The sequence below is a fragment of the Alteromonas sp. R7 genome, assembly GCF_055755235.1.
This window is the reverse complement of the sequence record NZ_JBVTQX010000002.1, coordinates 347,483-365,043: the sequence shown is the minus strand read 5'-3', so window position 1 is coordinate 365,043 and position 17,561 is coordinate 347,483. Positions and strand designations below refer to the sequence as shown.

13 protein-coding genes are annotated in these 17,561 nt (G+C 44.5%); 7 read left to right on the top strand and 6 right to left on the bottom strand.

All coding sequences use genetic code 11. From position 1 onward, the window contains the following. Together AC0J2X_RS04395 and AC0J2X_RS04390 are read right to left on the bottom strand one after the other, a co-directional pair. The gene (locus AC0J2X_RS04395) at positions 1-2,880 is read right to left on the bottom strand and encodes an ATP-binding protein (protein WP_472995817.1); all 2,880 of its coding nucleotides are present in this window, start codon (positions 2,878-2,880) and stop codon (positions 1-3) included. Next, positions 2,877-4,055: an ABC transporter substrate-binding protein gene (locus AC0J2X_RS04390; protein WP_014948379.1), complete on the bottom strand. Its 1,179-nt coding sequence runs from the start codon at positions 4,053-4,055 to the stop codon at positions 2,877-2,879. Before AC0J2X_RS04390 ends, AC0J2X_RS04395 begins: the two co-directional genes overlap by 4 nt. A 336-nt stretch (positions 4,056-4,391) precedes the next feature. Here AC0J2X_RS04390 and AC0J2X_RS04385 point away from each other — a divergent pair, with 336 nt between their 5' ends. Continuing rightward, complete coding sequence (locus tag AC0J2X_RS04385; protein ID WP_014948380.1) at positions 4,392-4,889, top strand: 3'-5' exonuclease; 498 nt, start codon at positions 4,392-4,394, stop codon at positions 4,887-4,889. A gap of 88 nt (positions 4,890-4,977) precedes the next feature. Here the strand turns inward: AC0J2X_RS04385 and AC0J2X_RS04380 are convergent, their stop codons facing one another. Together AC0J2X_RS04380 and metK are read right to left on the bottom strand one after the other, a co-directional pair. Next, positions 4,978-5,448 (bottom strand): hypothetical protein, encoded by a 471-nt coding sequence (locus AC0J2X_RS04380; protein ID WP_014948381.1) that lies wholly within the window; start codon positions 5,446-5,448, stop codon positions 4,978-4,980. Positions 5,449-5,687: 239 nt separating this feature from the next. Further along, positions 5,688-6,833 carry a methionine adenosyltransferase gene (metK, locus tag AC0J2X_RS04375; RefSeq protein WP_014948382.1) on the bottom strand — a complete coding sequence of 382 codons (1,146 nt, stop codon included), beginning with the start codon at positions 6,831-6,833 and terminating at the stop codon, positions 5,688-5,690. Between the two features lie 427 nt (positions 6,834-7,260). Between metK and tkt the strand changes: the two genes are divergently transcribed. The 4 genes from tkt to AC0J2X_RS04355 all read left to right on the top strand — a co-directional run bounded on the left by tkt (position 7,261) and on the right by AC0J2X_RS04355 (position 12,793). Further along, positions 7,261-9,252, top strand: coding sequence for a transketolase (tkt, locus tag AC0J2X_RS04370; RefSeq protein WP_014948383.1), 1,992 nt, complete (start codon positions 7,261-7,263; stop codon positions 9,250-9,252). Between the two features lie 18 nt (positions 9,253-9,270). Next, entirely contained in the window at positions 9,271-10,281 is a 1,011-nt protein-coding gene (epd, locus tag AC0J2X_RS04365) for an erythrose-4-phosphate dehydrogenase (protein WP_014948384.1), read from the top strand. Positions 10,282-10,396: 115 nt separating this feature from the next. After that, positions 10,397-11,572: a phosphoglycerate kinase gene (locus AC0J2X_RS04360; protein ID WP_014948385.1), complete on the top strand. Its 1,176-nt coding sequence runs from the start codon at positions 10,397-10,399 to the stop codon at positions 11,570-11,572. A gap of 321 nt (positions 11,573-11,893) precedes the next feature. Next, complete coding sequence (locus AC0J2X_RS04355) at positions 11,894-12,793, top strand: fructose bisphosphate aldolase (protein ID WP_014948386.1); 900 nt, start codon at positions 11,894-11,896, stop codon at positions 12,791-12,793. A 156-nt stretch (positions 12,794-12,949) separates the two neighbouring features. Here the strand turns inward: AC0J2X_RS04355 and AC0J2X_RS04350 are convergent, their stop codons facing one another. Further along, complete coding sequence (locus tag AC0J2X_RS04350) at positions 12,950-13,369, bottom strand: diacylglycerol kinase (protein ID WP_014948387.1); 420 nt, start codon at positions 13,367-13,369, stop codon at positions 12,950-12,952. After that, positions 13,357-14,964, bottom strand: coding sequence for a phosphoethanolamine transferase (locus tag AC0J2X_RS04345; protein ID WP_014948388.1), 1,608 nt, complete (start codon positions 14,962-14,964; stop codon positions 13,357-13,359). Before AC0J2X_RS04345 ends, AC0J2X_RS04350 begins: the two co-directional genes overlap by 13 nt. 293 nt (positions 14,965-15,257) lie before the next feature. Between AC0J2X_RS04345 and AC0J2X_RS04340 the strand changes: the two genes are divergently transcribed. Continuing rightward, positions 15,258-15,947 carry a response regulator transcription factor gene (locus AC0J2X_RS04340; RefSeq protein WP_014948389.1) on the top strand — a complete coding sequence of 230 codons (690 nt, stop codon included), beginning with the start codon at positions 15,258-15,260 and terminating at the stop codon, positions 15,945-15,947. Further along, a complete protein-coding gene (locus tag AC0J2X_RS04335; RefSeq protein WP_014948390.1) occupies positions 15,931-17,355 on the top strand; it encodes a sensor histidine kinase in 1,425 nt (474 codons plus the stop codon). Before AC0J2X_RS04340 ends, AC0J2X_RS04335 begins: the two co-directional genes overlap by 17 nt. Positions 17,356-17,561 lie beyond the last annotated feature (206 nt).

The window sequence follows — 17,561 nt, the reverse complement described above, 5'->3', positions numbered from 1 at the left end:
TTAATGAACGGCGCTTTCTTCACTATTTCTTTCAATGCTTGCCCAATGCTCAACTTTGTCGATGAGGTCAATAGCATCAAAAGGTTTACTTAGGTAATCGTCCATTTCGGCGTTAACGCAGCGCTCTTTGTCACCTTTCATGGCATTGGCGGTTAGTGCGATGATCGGCACATTCAAATAGCGTTCTCCGGCCTCACCATTTCTTATGCGTTTAGTTGCTTCAAAGCCGTCCATTTCTGGCATTTGACAGTCCATCAAGACAACATCAAAGGTCACTTTCATTTTGTTCAACGCTTCAAGTGCCTCTAGGCCTGATTTGGCACTCAATGTAGTGTGGTTGTTTAGGTGCTGTTTAACAATAACCTGATTAATGTCGTTGTCTTCGACAATTAATACTTTGCGTTTTTTCCCTTTTTCCCGTTTCACTCCTGAGGAGTGGTGAACTGGCTTAAGCAGGGCTTCGTCGGCTTGTTCAAGCATAATAGTGAAAGAGAACGTGCTTCCGTGACCTTTAACGCTCTCAAGTTTTATATCGCCGCCCATGAGTTCGCATAATTGTTTGCTAATAGAAAGGCCAAGGCCTGTTCCGCCGAATTTGCGAGTTGTAGAAAGGTCTTCTTGGGTAAAGACATCAAAGATTGTACTTTGCTTGTCTTGTGCGATGCCAATGCCGGTGTCTTTTACGCTACATAAAAGCTTAAGGCTGTTATCTGCATTTTGCTGAATGCTGGTGGTGACTTCAATACATCCACTGTCGGTGAACTTCACGGCATTACCTAACAAGTTCGAGAGTATTTGTCTAAAGCGTACATCATCGCCTTGTACAACGTGAAAGCCTTGTAAATCAAAGTGAAAATGTAGCGCTAACCCTTTTTCTTGGCACATAATCGCGTACTGACTTTGAAGGTTTTCAAGCGACTCTAAAATGTCGAATGGGTTTTCTTCAATTTGCAGTTGGCCTGCCTCAATTTTAGAGAAGTCCAAAATATCATTTACGATATGTAAAAGGCCCTGGATACTAAACTTAGCAAGAGACAGGTAGTGCTTTTGCTCCTCAGTGAGTTCAGAGCTAGCCATTAACTGCAAAACACCAGAAATACCGTGTATTGGCGTGCGTATTTCATGGCTCATACTAGCGAGGAAGCTCGATTTAAGACGGGCAGACTCTTCCGCTTTTTCTCGCGCATCCTGAAGATACTGTTCGGTTTGTCGTTGTTGAGTAACGTCCTGTTGAAACCCGATATAGTGAGTGACTTCACCATTTATTTTTACCGGCGTTAAATTCAAACGATTATAAAAGGCGCTGCCGTCTTTTTTATAGTTGAGCAGCGTCGTTTCAATAGGCTCGCGCACTGCAATAGCCTTGCGGATTTGGTCAACTGTCTGCTTGCTGGTTTCATCGCCCTGCATCGACCTGCAGTTATGACCGATTATTTCTTCACGACTGTAGCCTGTAAGCTCTTCAAAGGCACTGTTTACGTATATTATTGGTTGGCCGACGCGCTTAATGTCCGAAATGATGATCGACACCGTTGCTTCATCCATAGCGTGAGTGAGCACTTTAACGTGACTTTCAAGAGAGCGTTGTTCAGTTTCGTCGCTACCAACATAGATATCACCACGAATATTACCATTAGCATCGGCCAGTGATGTTTTAGTCCAATGAACAAACCGCTCTTGGCCGGTTGATACCGAAAAGTGTGTAAGTTCATTGCTCTGTGAAGAAGCAAGCTTTTGCATAATGAACTTCAAAATACCGTTCTTTTCACCGTACTGGTCATGACAAAAGTCGTCGAAGCGCTTATTAGAAAGTAAAGTTTGCTTGTCTTGATCAACCACTACAAGCATATCGCCCATTGATTCCAACACGTTGGAAAACTGTTCGTTAGACAGCGAAACCTCTGTCAAATCCCAAATCAGTTTGTCAAACGCTTCGCGAATATCCGCAAGTTCTTGGGCCTCAACGTCACTATCAAGGCGTAGTGAGGTCTTATCATCACTGTTTAGTCGATTCTTAATGTCATTGTACAAAGTCGAAAGTGTTCGCTCGGCAAGCGTTCCCGTCATACTCACCATATGCAAAATGATAAATACGAAGCCTACGATCATTGCCAGCAATACAATCCCAGTCCATGCGGCTTCTCTGTATGCGGTGATGGTGGGTTTAACGCTGTACAAGGTTAGATTTTGCCAATCAGCCTTTTTTATAGCGTAGCCGCTGTCATCAAAATCGGAAAAGCTTGAGTTGGGAGCAATGAGTGAGGGCTCACTGCTAAACAGGACATGCCCACTAGAGTCGGTAACAAGCTGGTTAGTCAGTCTGGGATAGGGCGCGAGCAAAGACTGCAAGCTATCCACATACATGACAAGTGCGCCTTCCGCTACGCCTCTAAGTAACACTGGAACGCTTATTAATACGCCGTACTTTGATACCGAGGAGTATGCATTCGATGAACCAAGGGTTTGCTGGCGCCATGCACTACTGAGCGACTCGGGGATAACAGCATTCCAGTTTTTATCAATCACCCGGTTCCCGGCAAAATCAAATAGCGCAAACTCGACACTTTTCGCCTGAGTTAAATTTAACGAGCGGAAAAACATGGGAAGGTAATTATCCCTTTGCTCGAAATCAACCAAGGAATTGATGATGATATCGTTAGCTGCCAAGTCTGCTAGCTGTCTAGTGGTATCGCTAACAATGTAATTGATATCTTGTTCTAAACCATCAACAGATTGTTGTTGAAGCTGGTCGGTTTGTTTAACAATGAAGTGAAAAGAGAGAGCAAATAGAATGATAGACAAAACCGCGACGAGTAAAACCAGTCGCGGTAGCATGCTTGAAAGCAGAAGAGAGCGTAACCTTGGGGGCTGCTGCATCATTGCACGCCCGTTGTTACCAAGTGACCTTTTTCGTTAAACGTAGTCATAAAATAATCCTTTGCCCAGAGTGCATCGTGTCTGTCCTCTGAAAATGGAGCTGTGTAGTGCTTCACTGCACCTTGCACATTTTGAAGAGACTCTAGCGCACCGCGTAATGCGTCTACTTCTATACTACCAGCTTTCGCGGCAGCTGCCGCGATTAAATGAGTTAAATCATAAGCATGAGCCAAACCTGTCACACCACCAATCGCAGTCGCATCCACCAAGCCATACTTATTATAATAGGCTTCTAACAAGCTTTTTGCCTTGGTATTTTTCTGGTGGTTGAAGTGGAAGGTTTGAAGTACTGACACATTGTAGTTAGCGATGGGCTTTGCAAGTAAAGAGGCGAACTGACCCGACGCGACTCCCCAATGCGACACAACTGGGAGAGAGGCGATGCCTTGTTTTGCCATCTCATCGAGTACCACAACACCTTCAGGAACGTTAGTGACAAGAATGATCGCTTCCGCTTTCGCGCTTTTTATTGCCGCGATATCCTCAGAAAAGTCTTTCTGCTGCCAATTTATCCAATGGGTTGCTGTTATATCAATATCATTATTACTTGCAGCTTGTGTTAATGATTCAAGGTTTGAGCGTCCCCATCCTGTTCTTTCCAGTACTAACGCAATATTTGAAAGCCCCATATATTTGACGTGATTAATTAGGACTGACGCTGCTTCAGCGTCGCGTACCGACACGCGAAATATGTTATTCGGTGAGTGCCCGTTGTCGATAATAGGCGTCCCCGCTGCCCAAGGAACCAACATCAAAATGTTTTTTTCGTGTATTGGGTCGACTTCAGCGAGAACTACAGGTGTATGAACGCCGCCTACTACCGCAAGTAAATTGGGAGTTTGGGAAAATTGCTCAATGTTATATACACCTCGAGCTGGGTTGCCGCGATGGTCTTTCGCAATAACTTTTATTTGACGACCTAGAATCCCACCAGCGGCATTTATTTCGTCGACGGCAAGCTCGACCCCTCTTGTAATAGCGATGCCACCTTCAACAGCTACCGCTGAAAGATCGGCATCAATACCAATCACCAGAGGTTCCGTTGAACTTAATGCTTTACTTGCAGTAAAAATTGAAAAGACGCAAGCCAGCGAGAGAAAGATAGAAAGTGCACGCATGAATAGGCTACCTAAATGTTAACCTTAAAAGTGTATAGCAATGTGCTCAGTCTTTTAGCGTAAACGTCTTATCCTTTAGTATAAGTTTGATGCTTTTTTGAGAGCTTTTACGAGATTTTTGAGCGCTGGCGACGGGTTGGTGTACTAAACGAGTGCGCATTAATTGTGGCACGATTCTACTATTAGCTTATATTTCGAGAAGAGTGGTTGTACATTTGCTAAACAGTGCTCGACGTTGTTTAGTTGTTCCTCTGGTGACGAGGTAGCAGTAAAACCGCCTGATAAAAATGGTTTGCGTATGTTGCAAGCAAGGATAAACAGCGGTTTGGAGCGTGAGTGCGAAAGAATACCCTGCCAACAATAATAGACATTGAAGCAAGTGGATTTGGCGCAGCGAGTTACCCTATTGAGATAGGTATCGTGCGCTATGATGGTGCAAAGTGGTGTAAGCTACTTCGGCCTTTTGACTCGTGGGTTCACTGGGATCGAAAAGCGGAGTCACTGCACGGCATAACGCAGCAGATGCTGCAAACTCGAGGAGAAGAGCCTCGAAAAGTCTGTGTTGAGTTAAATAACTTCCTTGGCAATACGGTTGTTTACAGTGACGGTTGGGTCGTTGATAACCCGTGGCTAATTAAGCTCTACGCCGCAGCGCAGGTAGAAATGTCTTTCACGTGTAGAGCATTGGAATATATTTTGTCTGAAGCACAAATGAATCAATGGCATGAGGTGAAAAGCCGCCTTGCGAGCCAACTTGATGTTAAGCGTCATAGAGCGAGTTCCGACGCGATGGTAATTCAACAGACTTACGCAAAAACCTTATCATTGGCATAACGGCAACTACGTTTCGTCTTTATGATGGGGTGTAATACTAAAAGCGCACTGTGAATGCAATGTAGCGGTGACCTAAAACAAGGATGACTTAAAACAAGTAATTGACGCCCAATGAGAGAGCCATATTCTCTTCTTCCCCAACTTGCCTATGTTCAAGTTCTACCGCCATGTTTAAACCCTCGCTTTTGCCAAGCAGCCAGCCCAACCGAGTAAAAGTACCTACATCATGAGGTAAATAAAGCCACTCTGCGTAATGCTGAAAGGCGGTATTGTTGGTTTTGTACGTTGCATAGACCTTTTGCGGAACCCAAGTGTTAAACCGCCGGCTGGCGCTAAACATACCTTGTGACCCCGCTGGGTAGGTATAACTGTTGTCGTATAGATAAGTTTCGGTTGTAGATTGAATGCGGTACATACTATTTAGCTGCCACCGCGCTATTTTTTTGCTTTTGAATTGGATAGGACTGTAGTGGGGAGCATTTATTTCCGCGAGCACGGGGGAAGCCGCCATAGACGCAGCCAAAGTAAGTGCCAGAAGAATTCCAGTAACCACATTCATGGAAGAGCCCAAGTTGTTGTTATCATGGCTTGTAAACAACCAGAAACTACAAGCGATAGTGTGTTCGTTATTTAAGCATAGCTGCAAAAAATAGATGATGAAAATATTCTTTGCTGTTTTTTATTTGTTTCGTTGATTTTGCGAGCCAAATAAAAACGCCGCTAGTTTATACCAACACTTTTTTGCAAAGCGTTATAAAAACTGAGCGGCGTATTTAAAAGCGTTATTTGGTTATCGAATTAAATCGATGCTTTTAACGCTTCTGCTTTATCTGTTGCTTCCCATGGGAATTCGTCACGACCAAAGTGACCGTACGCAGCCGTTGGGCGATAAATAGGGCGCTCAAGGTCTAGCATTTGAATAAGTCCATACGGGCGTAGGTCGAAATGTTCACGGACCAGTGCCACTAATGTTTTCTCATCTACCACACCTGTACCGAAGGTATCGATGCTGATAGACGTTGGCTCTGCCACACCGATTGCATAAGACACTTGGATTTCGCAACGCTTAGCAAGTCCTGCTGCAACAATGTTCTTAGCAACGTAACGACCCGCGTATGCTGCACTGCGGTCTACTTTTGATGGATCTTTACCAGAGAACGCGCCACCACCGTGACGGGCCATACCACCGTAAGTATCAACAATGATTTTACGACCTGTTAAGCCACAGTCGCCCATTGGACCACCGATAACGAATCGTCCCGTTGGGTTAATGTGAAAGCGTGTATTTCCATCAATCCATTCACTAGGCAGCACTGGCTTAATAATTTCTTCCATTACCGCTTCGCGAACTGTTTCAGTGCTTACTGAATCGCAGTGCTGGGTTGAAAGCACAACCGCGTCGATGCCAACAGGCTTGTCGTTTTCATATTTGAAAGTAATTTGGCTTTTCGCATCTGGGCGTAACCAGTCTAGCTTACCAGATTTACGCACTTCGGCTTGTTTTTGAACAAGGCGGTGAGAGTACGTGATTGGCGCAGGCATTAGTACGTCAGTTTCGTCGCTAGCGTAGCCAAACATTAGACCTTGGTCACCCGCACCTTGTTCTTCAAGGCTTGCGCGATCAACACCTTGATTGATGTCAGGTGACTGTTTGCCAATAGCATTTAATACCGCACATGAATCAGCGTCGAAGCCCATATCTGAGTGCGTGTAGCCAATTTCTTTAACTGTTTTTCGGGTAAGCTCTTCAATATCTACCCATGCAGAGGTAGTTACTTCACCACCCACTAAAACCATACCGGTTTTTACATACGTTTCGCAGGCCACCCGAGCGCGAGGATCTTGTTCTAAAATAGCGTCAAGAACCGCATCTGAGATCTGATCAGCAATTTTGTCCGGATGTCCTTCAGACACTGACTCGGATGTGAATAAATGCGTGGCCATAAATGCTCCGTAAGCGTTAAATTATCAAAATAGTCGTATATTGTACTAAAACAAGTTATAAATACCAGTCTTTACTTCTAGACGTCTAAAAGTCTCTTCGTTACGAATAGTTGACACAACCCGATCACTTATAGGGTTATTCAGGTCGTAATTGTCGAAGTTAATGATGTATTTGTAAAACTAGGCGTCAGATATAACTGTTTTTGCTGTAATGGGAATACGTGATGGTCAGGGTATAGACCATTTTTTACTATGACTTTCGCTATTGGCAATGAAAACCCATTGAACTGAAAGGTGGCATAGGTAAGAATAACGCCACATTCATTCGTATAAAGAAGTAGAGCGAACGCCTTACCTCTACGCTCGTCTAGCTTGCCTAGCCCGCTAAGATACGAAACAAAAGATACAAAATAAATCAGGAGACAACATGCCCTCTCGTCGTGAACTCGCCAATGCAATCCGTGCATTAAGCATGGATGCCGTTCAACAAGCTAAATCTGGTCACCCAGGTGCCCCAATGGGGATGGCTGATATCGCACAGGTACTATGGGGTGATTTCTTATCACACAACCCTGCAAACCCATCTTGGGCTAACCGCGATCGCTTTGTGCTTTCAAATGGTCACGGCTCGATGCTGTTGTACTCTCTTCTTCACCTATCAGGCTACGAACTGCCAATTGAAGAGTTAAAGAACTTCCGCCAATTGCATTCAAAAACGCCAGGTCACCCAGAGTACGGTTATGCGCCAGGTGTTGAAACGACCACTGGCCCACTAGGCCAAGGTATCAGTAATGCTGTGGGTATGGCGCTTGCCGAGAAAGTGCTAGCGGCACAATTCAACAAAGATGGTCACACTATTGTTGACCACCACACCTACGCATTCCTAGGCGACGGCTGCTTAATGGAAGGTATCTCACACGAGACATGTTCATTAGCCGGTACACTAGGCCTTGGTAAGCTTATCGCGTTTTGGGATGACAACGGCATTTCAATTGATGGTGAAGTGGAAGGTTGGTTCACCGACGATACACCTGCACGCTTTAAGAGCTACGGTTGGGAAGTGATCGATGGCGTTGACGGTCACGATGCAGAGCAAGTGAAAGCCGCCATTGAAAAGGCACAGGCGAATACTGCGCAGCCTACGCTTATTTGTTGTAAAACCACCATTGGTTTCGGTTCGCCTAATAAAGAAGGTACCGAGTCTTGTCACGGTGCACCACTAGGTGAAGATGAAATTGTCGCTACTCGCGAGAAGCTTGGCTGGAGCCATGGCGCGTTCGAAATTCCTGACGATATTTACGCGGGTTGGGATGGAAAAGAGAAAGGCTCAAAAGCGGAAAGCGCGTGGAATGACGCTTTCGCAGCATACGAAGCCGCCTACCCAGAGCTTGCAGCAGAATTCAAACGCCGTGTAAATGGCGAACTGCCAGCAGATTTCAGCGACAAAGCAGACGCTATCATTGCTGAACTTCAAGCTAACCCACAAAATATCGCGTCACGTAAAGCGTCACAAAATGCACTGAATGCGTTTGGTCCGCTACTTCCTGAACTATTAGGCGGCTCTGCTGACCTTGCAGGTTCTAACCTTACTATTTGGGAAGGCAGCAAAGGCGTTGAAGCGAACGATGCGTCAGGTAACTACATTTATTACGGTGTACGTGAATTTGGTATGTCTGCCATGATGAATGGTATTGCCCTTCACGGTGGCTTTAAGGCATACGGTGCAACCTTCCTAATGTTTATGGAATATGCACGCAACGCGGTACGTATGGCAGCGCTAATGAAGCAGCCTGCAATTTTCGTTTACACCCACGATTCAATTGGTCTAGGTGAAGACGGCCCAACTCACCAGCCAGTAGAGCAGGTGGTAGCGCTACGAGCAACGCCTAACCTTGATAACTGGCGTCCTTGTGATCAGGTTGAGTCTGCTGTGTCGTGGAAGTCTGCTATTGAGCGCACTGACGGCCCAACAACGCTGATCTTCACACGTCAAGGCTTAGCGCAGCAAGAGCGAACGGCTGACCAAGTGGCTAACATTGCCAAAGGCGGTTACGTACTTAAAGACTGTGAAGGTACGCCAGAGCTTATTCTTATCGGTACCGGTTCTGAGGTTCAGCTAGCCGTTGAAGCCGCAGCGAAACTAACCGAGCAAGGCAAAGCCGTTCGCGTAGTGTCTATGCCATCAACTGACGTATTCGACCGTCAGTCTGCTGATTACCGTGAAAGCGTACTGCCTTCTAGCGTAGTTAAACGCGTAGCGGTTGAAGCCTTGTCTAAAGACAGCTGGTACAAGTACGTTGGCTTTAATGGCGCTATCGTAGGCATGGACACCTTTGGTGAATCTGCACCTGCTGGCGACCTGTTTAATCACTTCAACATTACCACTGACGCTGTAGTAGAGGCTGCACTGTCTCTGTAAGAGGTAATAGATAAGCCTATGGTAAATATTGCCATAAATGGGTTTGGTCGTATTGGTCGTAACGTGTTGCGCGCGCTGTATGAAAGTGGGCGCAACAACGAATTTAACGTGGTGGCCATTAACGACATTGCTAAACCCGAAGGCATAGCACATTTACTTAAATACGATACCGCCCACGGGCGGTTCCGTTTTGATGTGGCCTTAGAAAATAACACGCTAAATGTCGCAGGCGACGATATTACACTGCTCGCGATAAGCGATATTAAAGACCTACCCTGGAAAGACTTGGGCGTTGATATTGTGCTTGAGTGTACGGGCAAGTTTGATGACAGAGCATCGGGGCAAGCACATTTAGATGCCGGCGCTGGCAAAGTGCTTTTCTCGTCACCCGGGTCACCAGATTTAGACAATACGGTCATTTTCGGAACCAATGAAGACACGTTGACCAGTGAACAAAAATTAGTCTCCAATGGCTCTTGCACCACAAACTGCATTGTTCCTGTTATCCAAGCGCTAGACGCTGCGTTCGGTGTTGAAAGTGGTACGATCACAACCATTCACGCGTCTATGCACGACCAGCAAGTTATCGACGCCTATCACGAAGATTTGCGCAGAACCCGTGCTGCAAGTCAGTCGATTATTCCCGTTGATACCCGACTTGCTGCCGGTATAGAGCGCATTCTGCCTAAGTTTGCGGGAAAATTCGAAGCCATTGCGGTTCGAGTGCCAACTATCAATGTTACTGCCATGGATTTAAGTGTAACGCTTCAATCTAAGGTAACGATTGAGCAAGTGAACCAAGCCCTTCGCAATGCAAAAGCGGGGCGTTTACAGGGTATTTTGGACTACACCGAAGAGCCTTTGGTGTCGGTAGATTTCAATCACGACCCTCACTCGTGTATTGTAGATGGCACACAAACAAGAGTCAGTCACAAACAACTGGTTAAAACACTGGTGTGGTGTGACAACGAATGGGGTTTTGCAAACCGTATGCTCGATACCGCAAAAGTGATGTTCGACGCAAAATAAAGCATTGATGCTGCCAAGGGTTGGTAGCACCAGCCCGCGCAGCTTTCACAGTTAATTTGAGCGTGTCTTACCTTCAAACACGCTCTACTGAATTTAAATTAACATAGGAAAGACGATGGCAATTCCAAGCATGAGCGATATGGCCCTAAAAGGTCAGCGCGTATTAATTAGACAAGATTTAAACGTGCCGGTAAAAGACGGCAAAGTAACTTCTGATGCGCGTATCAAAGCATCAATCCCTACGATTAAAGCAGCCCTAGACGCAGGTGCGGCAGTTATGGTGATGTCTCACCTTGGTCGTCCTACTGAAGGCGAGCCTGCAGACGAATTCTCTCTTCAACCTGTTGTTGATTATCTTAATGACGCCCTAGACGTACCGGTTAAGCTTGTAAAAGATTACCTAGATGGTGTTGAGCTTAGCGAAGGCGAACTGGTTATCCTTGAAAACGTACGTTTTAATAACGGCGAAAAGAAGGACGACGAAACGTTAGCAAAACAGTACGCAGCACTTTGCGATATCTTTGTTATGGATGCGTTCGGTACTGCTCACCGCGCACAAGCGTCTACTCATGGCGTTGCTAAATTTGCACCAAAAGCCTGTGCTGGCCCATTACTTGCTGCAGAATTAGACGCACTTGGCAAAGCGCTAGACAACCCTAAGCGTCCAATGGTTGCTATTGTGGGGGGCTCTAAAGTATCTACCAAGTTAACGGTACTCAAAACACTTGCTGAAAAAGTTGACCAGCTGATTGTTGGTGGCGGTATTGCCAACACTTTCATTGCTGCTCAAGGCCATAATGTAGGTAAGTCACTAGTAGAGATGGACCTTACCGAGCAAGCCACGCAGCTTATGAATGAAGCACAGGCGAATGGCGGTAATATTCCAGTACCTACAGATGTGGTCGTGGGCAAAGCGTTTGATGAGAATACCGAAGCGACGCTAAAAGTAGTCAGTGACGTTGCCGACGACGATATGATTTTTGATATTGGTCCAGACTCTTCAAAGGCGTTAGAGGACATTATCAAGAACGCGGGAACCATTGTATGGAATGGCCCTGTAGGCGTATTTGAATTTGAACAGTTCAGTGCTGGAACAAAAGCGCTGTCTGAAGCGATTGCGGCAAGCGACGCATTCTCAATCGCAGGTGGTGGTGATACACTAGCAGCAGTTGATAAATACGGGATTGCCGATAAGGTCTCTTATATTTCAACAGGTGGTGGCGCGTTCCTAGAATTCTTGGAAGGAAAAACACTACCAGCGGTAGCAGTACTAGAAGAAAAAAATAAATAAGCCTCAACGCTGCACATTAAAGCAGCGTTTTATAGCGCTAGAGAGTTCATAGAAGCTCCTAAAAGCTAAGGCCTAGTACAAATGTTGCCCCACTATGTGTCACGCTCAGTAACAGCATTTTGAGCGTGACCATTTAATCGGAAACGATTACATCTGCGAAACAGTGAAGTACGCAGATATAAATACCAATCTTATTACAGATGTGTTTACTTAAGGTGTCGGCGTGCCGTGTCTGAGACAAACAGATCTTTAATAGAATTGGTATAACAATAAACCCTACACCTGTCTATTAAGGCAGTAATATACAAAAGGAGTGTTTCAATGGCATCACAAGCTCAGCAGGCAATGCTGGATAAACTGAAGACGCAAACCGGTTTTATTGCAGCGTTAGATCAAAGCGGCGGTAGTACCCCTAAAGCGTTGCGCTTATATGGCATCGAAGAGTCAGAGTACAGCTCAGACGAAGAGATGTTTAATCTTGTTCACGAAATGCGTACACGCATTATCACCAGCACCCCTTTTAGCGGCGAGCGCGTTCTTGGCGCAATCTTGTTTGAAAACACCCTTGATAGAGAAATTGAAGGCATGTCTTCTGCACACTACCTGTGGCAGAAAAAGCGTGTTATTCCTTTCTTAAAGGTAGATAAAGGACTAGCTGAAGAAAGCAATGGCGTTCAAGTAATGAAGCCAATGCCTGGTCTTGATGCACTGCTAGCTAAAGCGGTAGCGCAAGACGTGTTTGGCACTAAGATGCGAAGTGTTGTTAAGCTTGCGAATCACCAAGGTATTAAAGATGTTGTTGCTCAGCAATTTGAAGTGGGTAAACAAATCTTAGCCGCAGGCCTTGTTCCGATTATCGAGCCAGAAGTAGACATCCACAGCCCACAAAAAGCGGAAGCTGAAGCTCTTCTTAAATTAGAGATCCTAACGCAGCTAAACCTTCTAAACGAAGGCCAGGAAGTTATGCTCAAGCTAACGCTTCCAACAGAAGCTAATTTCTACAAAGAGCTTGTCGATCACCCTCGTGTACTTAAAGTAGTGGCGCTATCTGGCGGCTATAGCCGTGAAGAAGCAAATGCGAAACTGGCAGAAAACCAAGGTATGATTGCGAGCTTCTCTCGCGCATTGACTGAAGGCGTTTCTGCAAAGCAGTCTCAAGAAGAATTCGAGGCAACGCTAGATAAAGCGATTGAAGATATTTACCAAGCCTCTAAGGCGTAATCTTCCCTTTTGTCAGCACTTCTAAAGAGCGCCTAATGGCGCTCTTTTTCGTTACGAGTTCTTTTGAAGTATTGTGACACCTTCAACTTAATAAGCTCATCTTTACAACCTTGCTAAATGGATGCCTCTGGGGATTTAAGGTCTTTACTAATACTTTTATATGTGGCTATAAAATACGCCCGCCCACAACACACAGGCAATAACGATGGATAGAAAAACGCCTGCTGATGCCAAGTCTTTTGCTAACCCTGATAGGGCATGAAACTCTGTACCTATTCTGTCGATGGTGACTTCAATTGCCGTATTGATGATTTCCGCAAATAAAATGAAAAAAATGGAAGACATTAAAATTGCACGTTCAAGAAAAGGAATTGACCAAAAAGCAAGAACCACGAATGCCACAGCGGCTAGACTGAGTTCTTGTTTAAATGCAGCTTCGTTCTTAGTAAGCCAGCTAAACGCTCGAAGTGAATTCTTTAGAGCCTTAAATACTCGACGCAGGCCTTTTGGTTTGTTACTTGGGTCGAAGTGCGAGGTGGTACTAACCACGGGGTTTGATTCATTTAGGCTTCGCATTGTTTAAAGATATCCATAGTAGGTTGGTAAGTAATACTCTTTACACTTGATAAACCAAGTAACGTGTCAAACAAGTTGTCTTGAGAGTAAGGGTGGTTGGCCAGGTTTTTAATACAATTTCGGTAGCCTGAATCTTCAAACTTCGACGCCCAAAAAAGCATAGGAATGTGAGTTTGTTCTTGCGGTGCAATTTGATAAGGGAATCCATGCAGGTAGAGTCCTTTTTCACCCAAAGATTCACCGTGATCAGACAGGTATAGCATGGAAGCGTTTGGCACATTTTTTAATGTATTAACAATCTCTCCAAGTACATAGTCAGTGTACGCAATGGTATTGTCATACGTGTTGATAAGCGCCTGCGAATCACAGTTTTGAATATCACTTCTAGGACAGTCGGGAGAGAATTTGGCAAATTCAGCGGGGTATCTTCGATAGTAGGTAGGGCCGTGAGAGCCTATCATATGAAGAACAATAACCCTGTTAGTTGTCGCAGGTGATGACAAAACGTCCTTCAAAAGCTCGTTGAGTAAAACATCGTAGCAAAAATCACCGTCACATAAACTAGAGTCTCGGGATGGGTCAAATGCAATAGTTTCAACTCTTTTGCACACCCCCTTGCAGCTACTATTATTGTCTATCCATGTCACGTCAGCGCCAGCCCGATGTATGATATCAAGCACATTATCCTGACTTTCCGCAATGCGAACATCATAGCTTTGCCTTGAAAGTCGAGAAAACATACAGGGTACTGACACCGCAGTAGCGGTCCCGCATGAGGTCACGTCGTTGAAACTTACCGCGCCTATGTCGTTCATAAAGGGCGTAGTGTTTCTGCTATAGCCATTACTGGCAAATTTGTCTGCCCTTGCTGTTTCTCCAACAACCAGTACAGTCGTAGAAGGCAAAGCGTTATTTCTATTTATTATAGAAGGTGTCTTGTCCAGTACCTTGTAAGGAAGTGGTGGATAAAAGTAGGTATCTCTGAGATATTTGTAGCCAGAATCGTAAAATGCATAAGGGATAATATACTTGGCCAAATCTTTGTTATTTCTACCCACCGCAGCATAGTCTTTATAAAGGCCAGCAGCGATAACGATTATTCCAACCACTGCTAATACGTTGAGCTTAAGTAAGTGCTTAACTCTAGCAACTAATTTTCCATTAATTTCCTGATTAAAGACGGCAACAACGGGCACCAATCCTAACAAGAAGAAAAAGAGTAAAAGCGTTGAGTTTAGATAGGCAAATGCTTCACCAGAATTGGTCTCCATCACATTTTGAATCATACTCTTATCAAATATCACGCCGTAAGCGACCGTACCGTATAAAAGAAGTGAACTGACTAACAGCGTCACTGCCACGGTCAATCTTGGCAAAAGAATGGCGCCTAATAGGCTAAGGGCGATGATATTGAAAAAGGTAAGCAACAATGGAACGGACAGAAAAAATATCCACTGGCCTACTGAAGTTGGCGACACAGCGTGATAGACATTTGAAATAAAAGGGTAGTTGAAAACCAGCGTTATTAAGACTGATGCTATAAAAACAAAATTGGCTAATGAAGGGTTTAAATTTAACGAACGTGGAAATTTCAAAGTCAGTTCTCTTGTGTACTACTTGCAGCACAAGATAACTTTCAAAACTTAAATAAAGCTTAAGCAAAACTTTGGGATTAGCGTTAATGGGAATTTTTATATAGAACCAACAATTCCAGATGGTTTCCCATTGCAACCACTTGTTATACATAGAGAAACGGCGTGAAGTTGTACAAAAAGCTTCCTAGGCCGTCACTTTCTATCGTTAATTAATTCAATATTATTCTCGCCTTCAGTTTATCTTAAGATTGAGATCATAACCTTAGCGAGGAATAAAAATCGACCAATGAAACATGAGAATACTCCTTATAGAAGATTCATTGTCTTTGAGAAATAGCCTGAGCTTAGGTCTAGAAAAACTTGGCCATTCAGTTGATTTAGCTGCCACAGGGCCCGATGGTTTGAGTATGGCGCTTCTTGGTAGCTACGACATTATTGTATTAGACCGCATGCTGCCAGAACTCGACGGGATGGCTATCTTGAAAACGCTAAGAAAAAGACGGGTAGAGACCAAGGTGCTCATTTTGTCTGCACGTGCCGAACCTGAAGAGAAAGTTGAAGGCTTGTTAGCAGGCGCTGATGATTATCTATCTAAGCCTTTTTCATTTGAAGAGTTGTCAGCGCGACTTCTCAGTTTGATGAGACGGGGCGTAACAAACTGTATTAACGATCAAATTACTATTAATGGATTGATATTGGATATTCAGGCCAAGTCTTTTTTATTTGGAGAGCAGGCGATTAGTTTAACGCCGAATGAATATCGCATAGTAGAGTGCATGTTCCTAAACAAAGGCAAGGTCGTCACATCAGAAAAATTAAGTGAATTTATTTCCGGTAGTTATGACTATATCTCAAAAAATGCAATTGAAGCGCACCTCTCTTCAGCGCGAAAAAAAGTAAGGGCATGTGGCGCTACACTCCCCATCAAAAGTAAGCGAGGATTTGGCTACGTAGTGGTGGAAGGCGATGAAGTCAATACGTAAAACCTTAACGCGGCGCCTTTCTATCACTATTTCTTTGCTGGTGATTGTCGTTTTACTCGCTGCAGATATCGGAGTTGATACCTGGGTCCAAAGAGAGTTTAACCAAGGTTTAAAAGCCAAAGTTGGCATGCTTCAAAGCTTAGTTAATGAAGATTTAGACGGCGTTGAGTTTGAGTTCGCCGGCGAGTATTTCCCTGAGTTCGAGGGTGCCTCTTCTCCAGAATACTTTCAATTGTGGTACAAAGGGCAGATTTTCGAAAAGTCGGAATCCCTTGCACTGTACACTGTCGACGAGCTGCCGTTTGAAAACTTAAGTTTAAACGAGGCGGTGATTAACGACATAACGCTGCCAGACGGTCGCTCTGGGCGTATTATTCACACCAAATACGTGCCTCAAATTGACTCTGAAGACCGCGAAGCATTCTATAGCGTCAGAGGCGAAGTGCAGCGCGACCCCATGGTTATCGCATATGCAACCTCCACTGAGCTGTTGAATTTCACTCTTTGGTTTATCGATATCGCGTTTTTAGTGGCGCTTATTGTAATTCCGTTAATGGTAAGGTTCGTCGTGCGCAACACGGTGTCTTACGCCTTGGCACCACTTGATGCATTGAACAACAATATAAGAACTCTAAGGTTTACTGCCACAGACAAGCACGAAGCATTCTCTACAAACGTTTCAGAACTAGAACCAATCGTCAGCAGCTTGAACCATTTTATAAACGATAACTACGCACTATACCTTAGAGAGAAAAGACTTACCTCTGACATTGCTCACGAACTTAAAACGCCGGTTTCCGAACTTATCAATCTGGCGGAAGTTGCCATGAAGTTTCCAGGAGAGGAGCGACTCGAAAAAGATTTTAAACCGCAGATTCTTCGCATTGGTATGCGAATGAAAAACATCATTTCCGGTTTGATGTTAATCCAAAAGCACAGTGCCAAGCAGACTCAATTAAACGACCTTATTAATATTGAAGAGCTCGTCGCCCAAGTTGTTGCAAGCAAAGCGGTAGATAATATTAATGTGGTTGCGAAAGAAAGGAGCGACGTGGTTATTCACTCTAACCGAATTGCGGTAGAGTCTATATTTAGCAACTTGTTAGACAACGCTATCGAGCATGGAAAGCATTGTGAGCCGATTAGCGTGTATATAGGTAAAACACCATCAGGGCAGGCCCAAATAGAAGTGACAAATACAACACACACTGAAATTGATGAAAGTGATTTGAGACATATGTTTGAACCCTTGTGGCAAAAGGATGCATCACGTACGTCAGAAGACAACTTTGGCCTAGGGCTATCAATAGTAAGTGCATTGTGCGGAGCAATTGGGGCAGCCGTGACGGTAGATAAGTTGGACCACAACCACATCTCTTTTTCTGTGACTTTCAAAAAGGCCTCTTAAAAACGCGTGCTGTTAAAATGCGCTATTGCTTGCAGTAAAAAAATATGACGTACACTGCCTCACTCAGGAATTCTGAGTTTGTTTGTGACAAATACGTGCAACCGTTTATTGCCTGCGTTTACTAGCAAGAATGTTTCTTGTAAAAGCGTAATCGCCTGTGTAGCATAACGCCGCAATTTTCCTTATATAATTGAATTTCTGGAATA

Coding starts and splice junctions, on each gene's coding strand:
- AC0J2X_RS04395 (WP_472995817.1), bottom strand. CDS start 2,880: ATGATGCAGCAGCCCCCAAGGTTACGCTCTCTTCTGCTTTCAAGCATG.
- AC0J2X_RS04355 (WP_014948386.1), top strand. CDS start 11,894: ATGGCATCACAAGCTCAGCAGGCAATGCTGGATAAACTGAAGACGCAA.
- tkt (WP_014948383.1), top strand. CDS start 7,261: ATGCCCTCTCGTCGTGAACTCGCCAATGCAATCCGTGCATTAAGCATG.
- AC0J2X_RS04340 (WP_014948389.1), top strand. CDS start 15,258: ATGAGAATACTCCTTATAGAAGATTCATTGTCTTTGAGAAATAGCCTG.
- AC0J2X_RS04390 (WP_014948379.1), bottom strand. CDS start 4,055: ATGCGTGCACTTTCTATCTTTCTCTCGCTGGCTTGCGTCTTTTCAATT.
- AC0J2X_RS04350 (WP_014948387.1), bottom strand. CDS start 13,369: ATGCGAAGCCTAAATGAATCAAACCCCGTGGTTAGTACCACCTCGCAC.
- epd (WP_014948384.1), top strand. CDS start 9,271: ATGGTAAATATTGCCATAAATGGGTTTGGTCGTATTGGTCGTAACGTG.
- AC0J2X_RS04380 (WP_014948381.1), bottom strand. CDS start 5,448: ATGAATGTGGTTACTGGAATTCTTCTGGCACTTACTTTGGCTGCGTCT.
- AC0J2X_RS04335 (WP_014948390.1), top strand. CDS start 15,931: ATGAAGTCAATACGTAAAACCTTAACGCGGCGCCTTTCTATCACTATT.
- AC0J2X_RS04360 (WP_014948385.1), top strand. CDS start 10,397: ATGGCAATTCCAAGCATGAGCGATATGGCCCTAAAAGGTCAGCGCGTA.
- metK (WP_014948382.1), bottom strand. CDS start 6,833: ATGGCCACGCATTTATTCACATCCGAGTCAGTGTCTGAAGGACATCCG.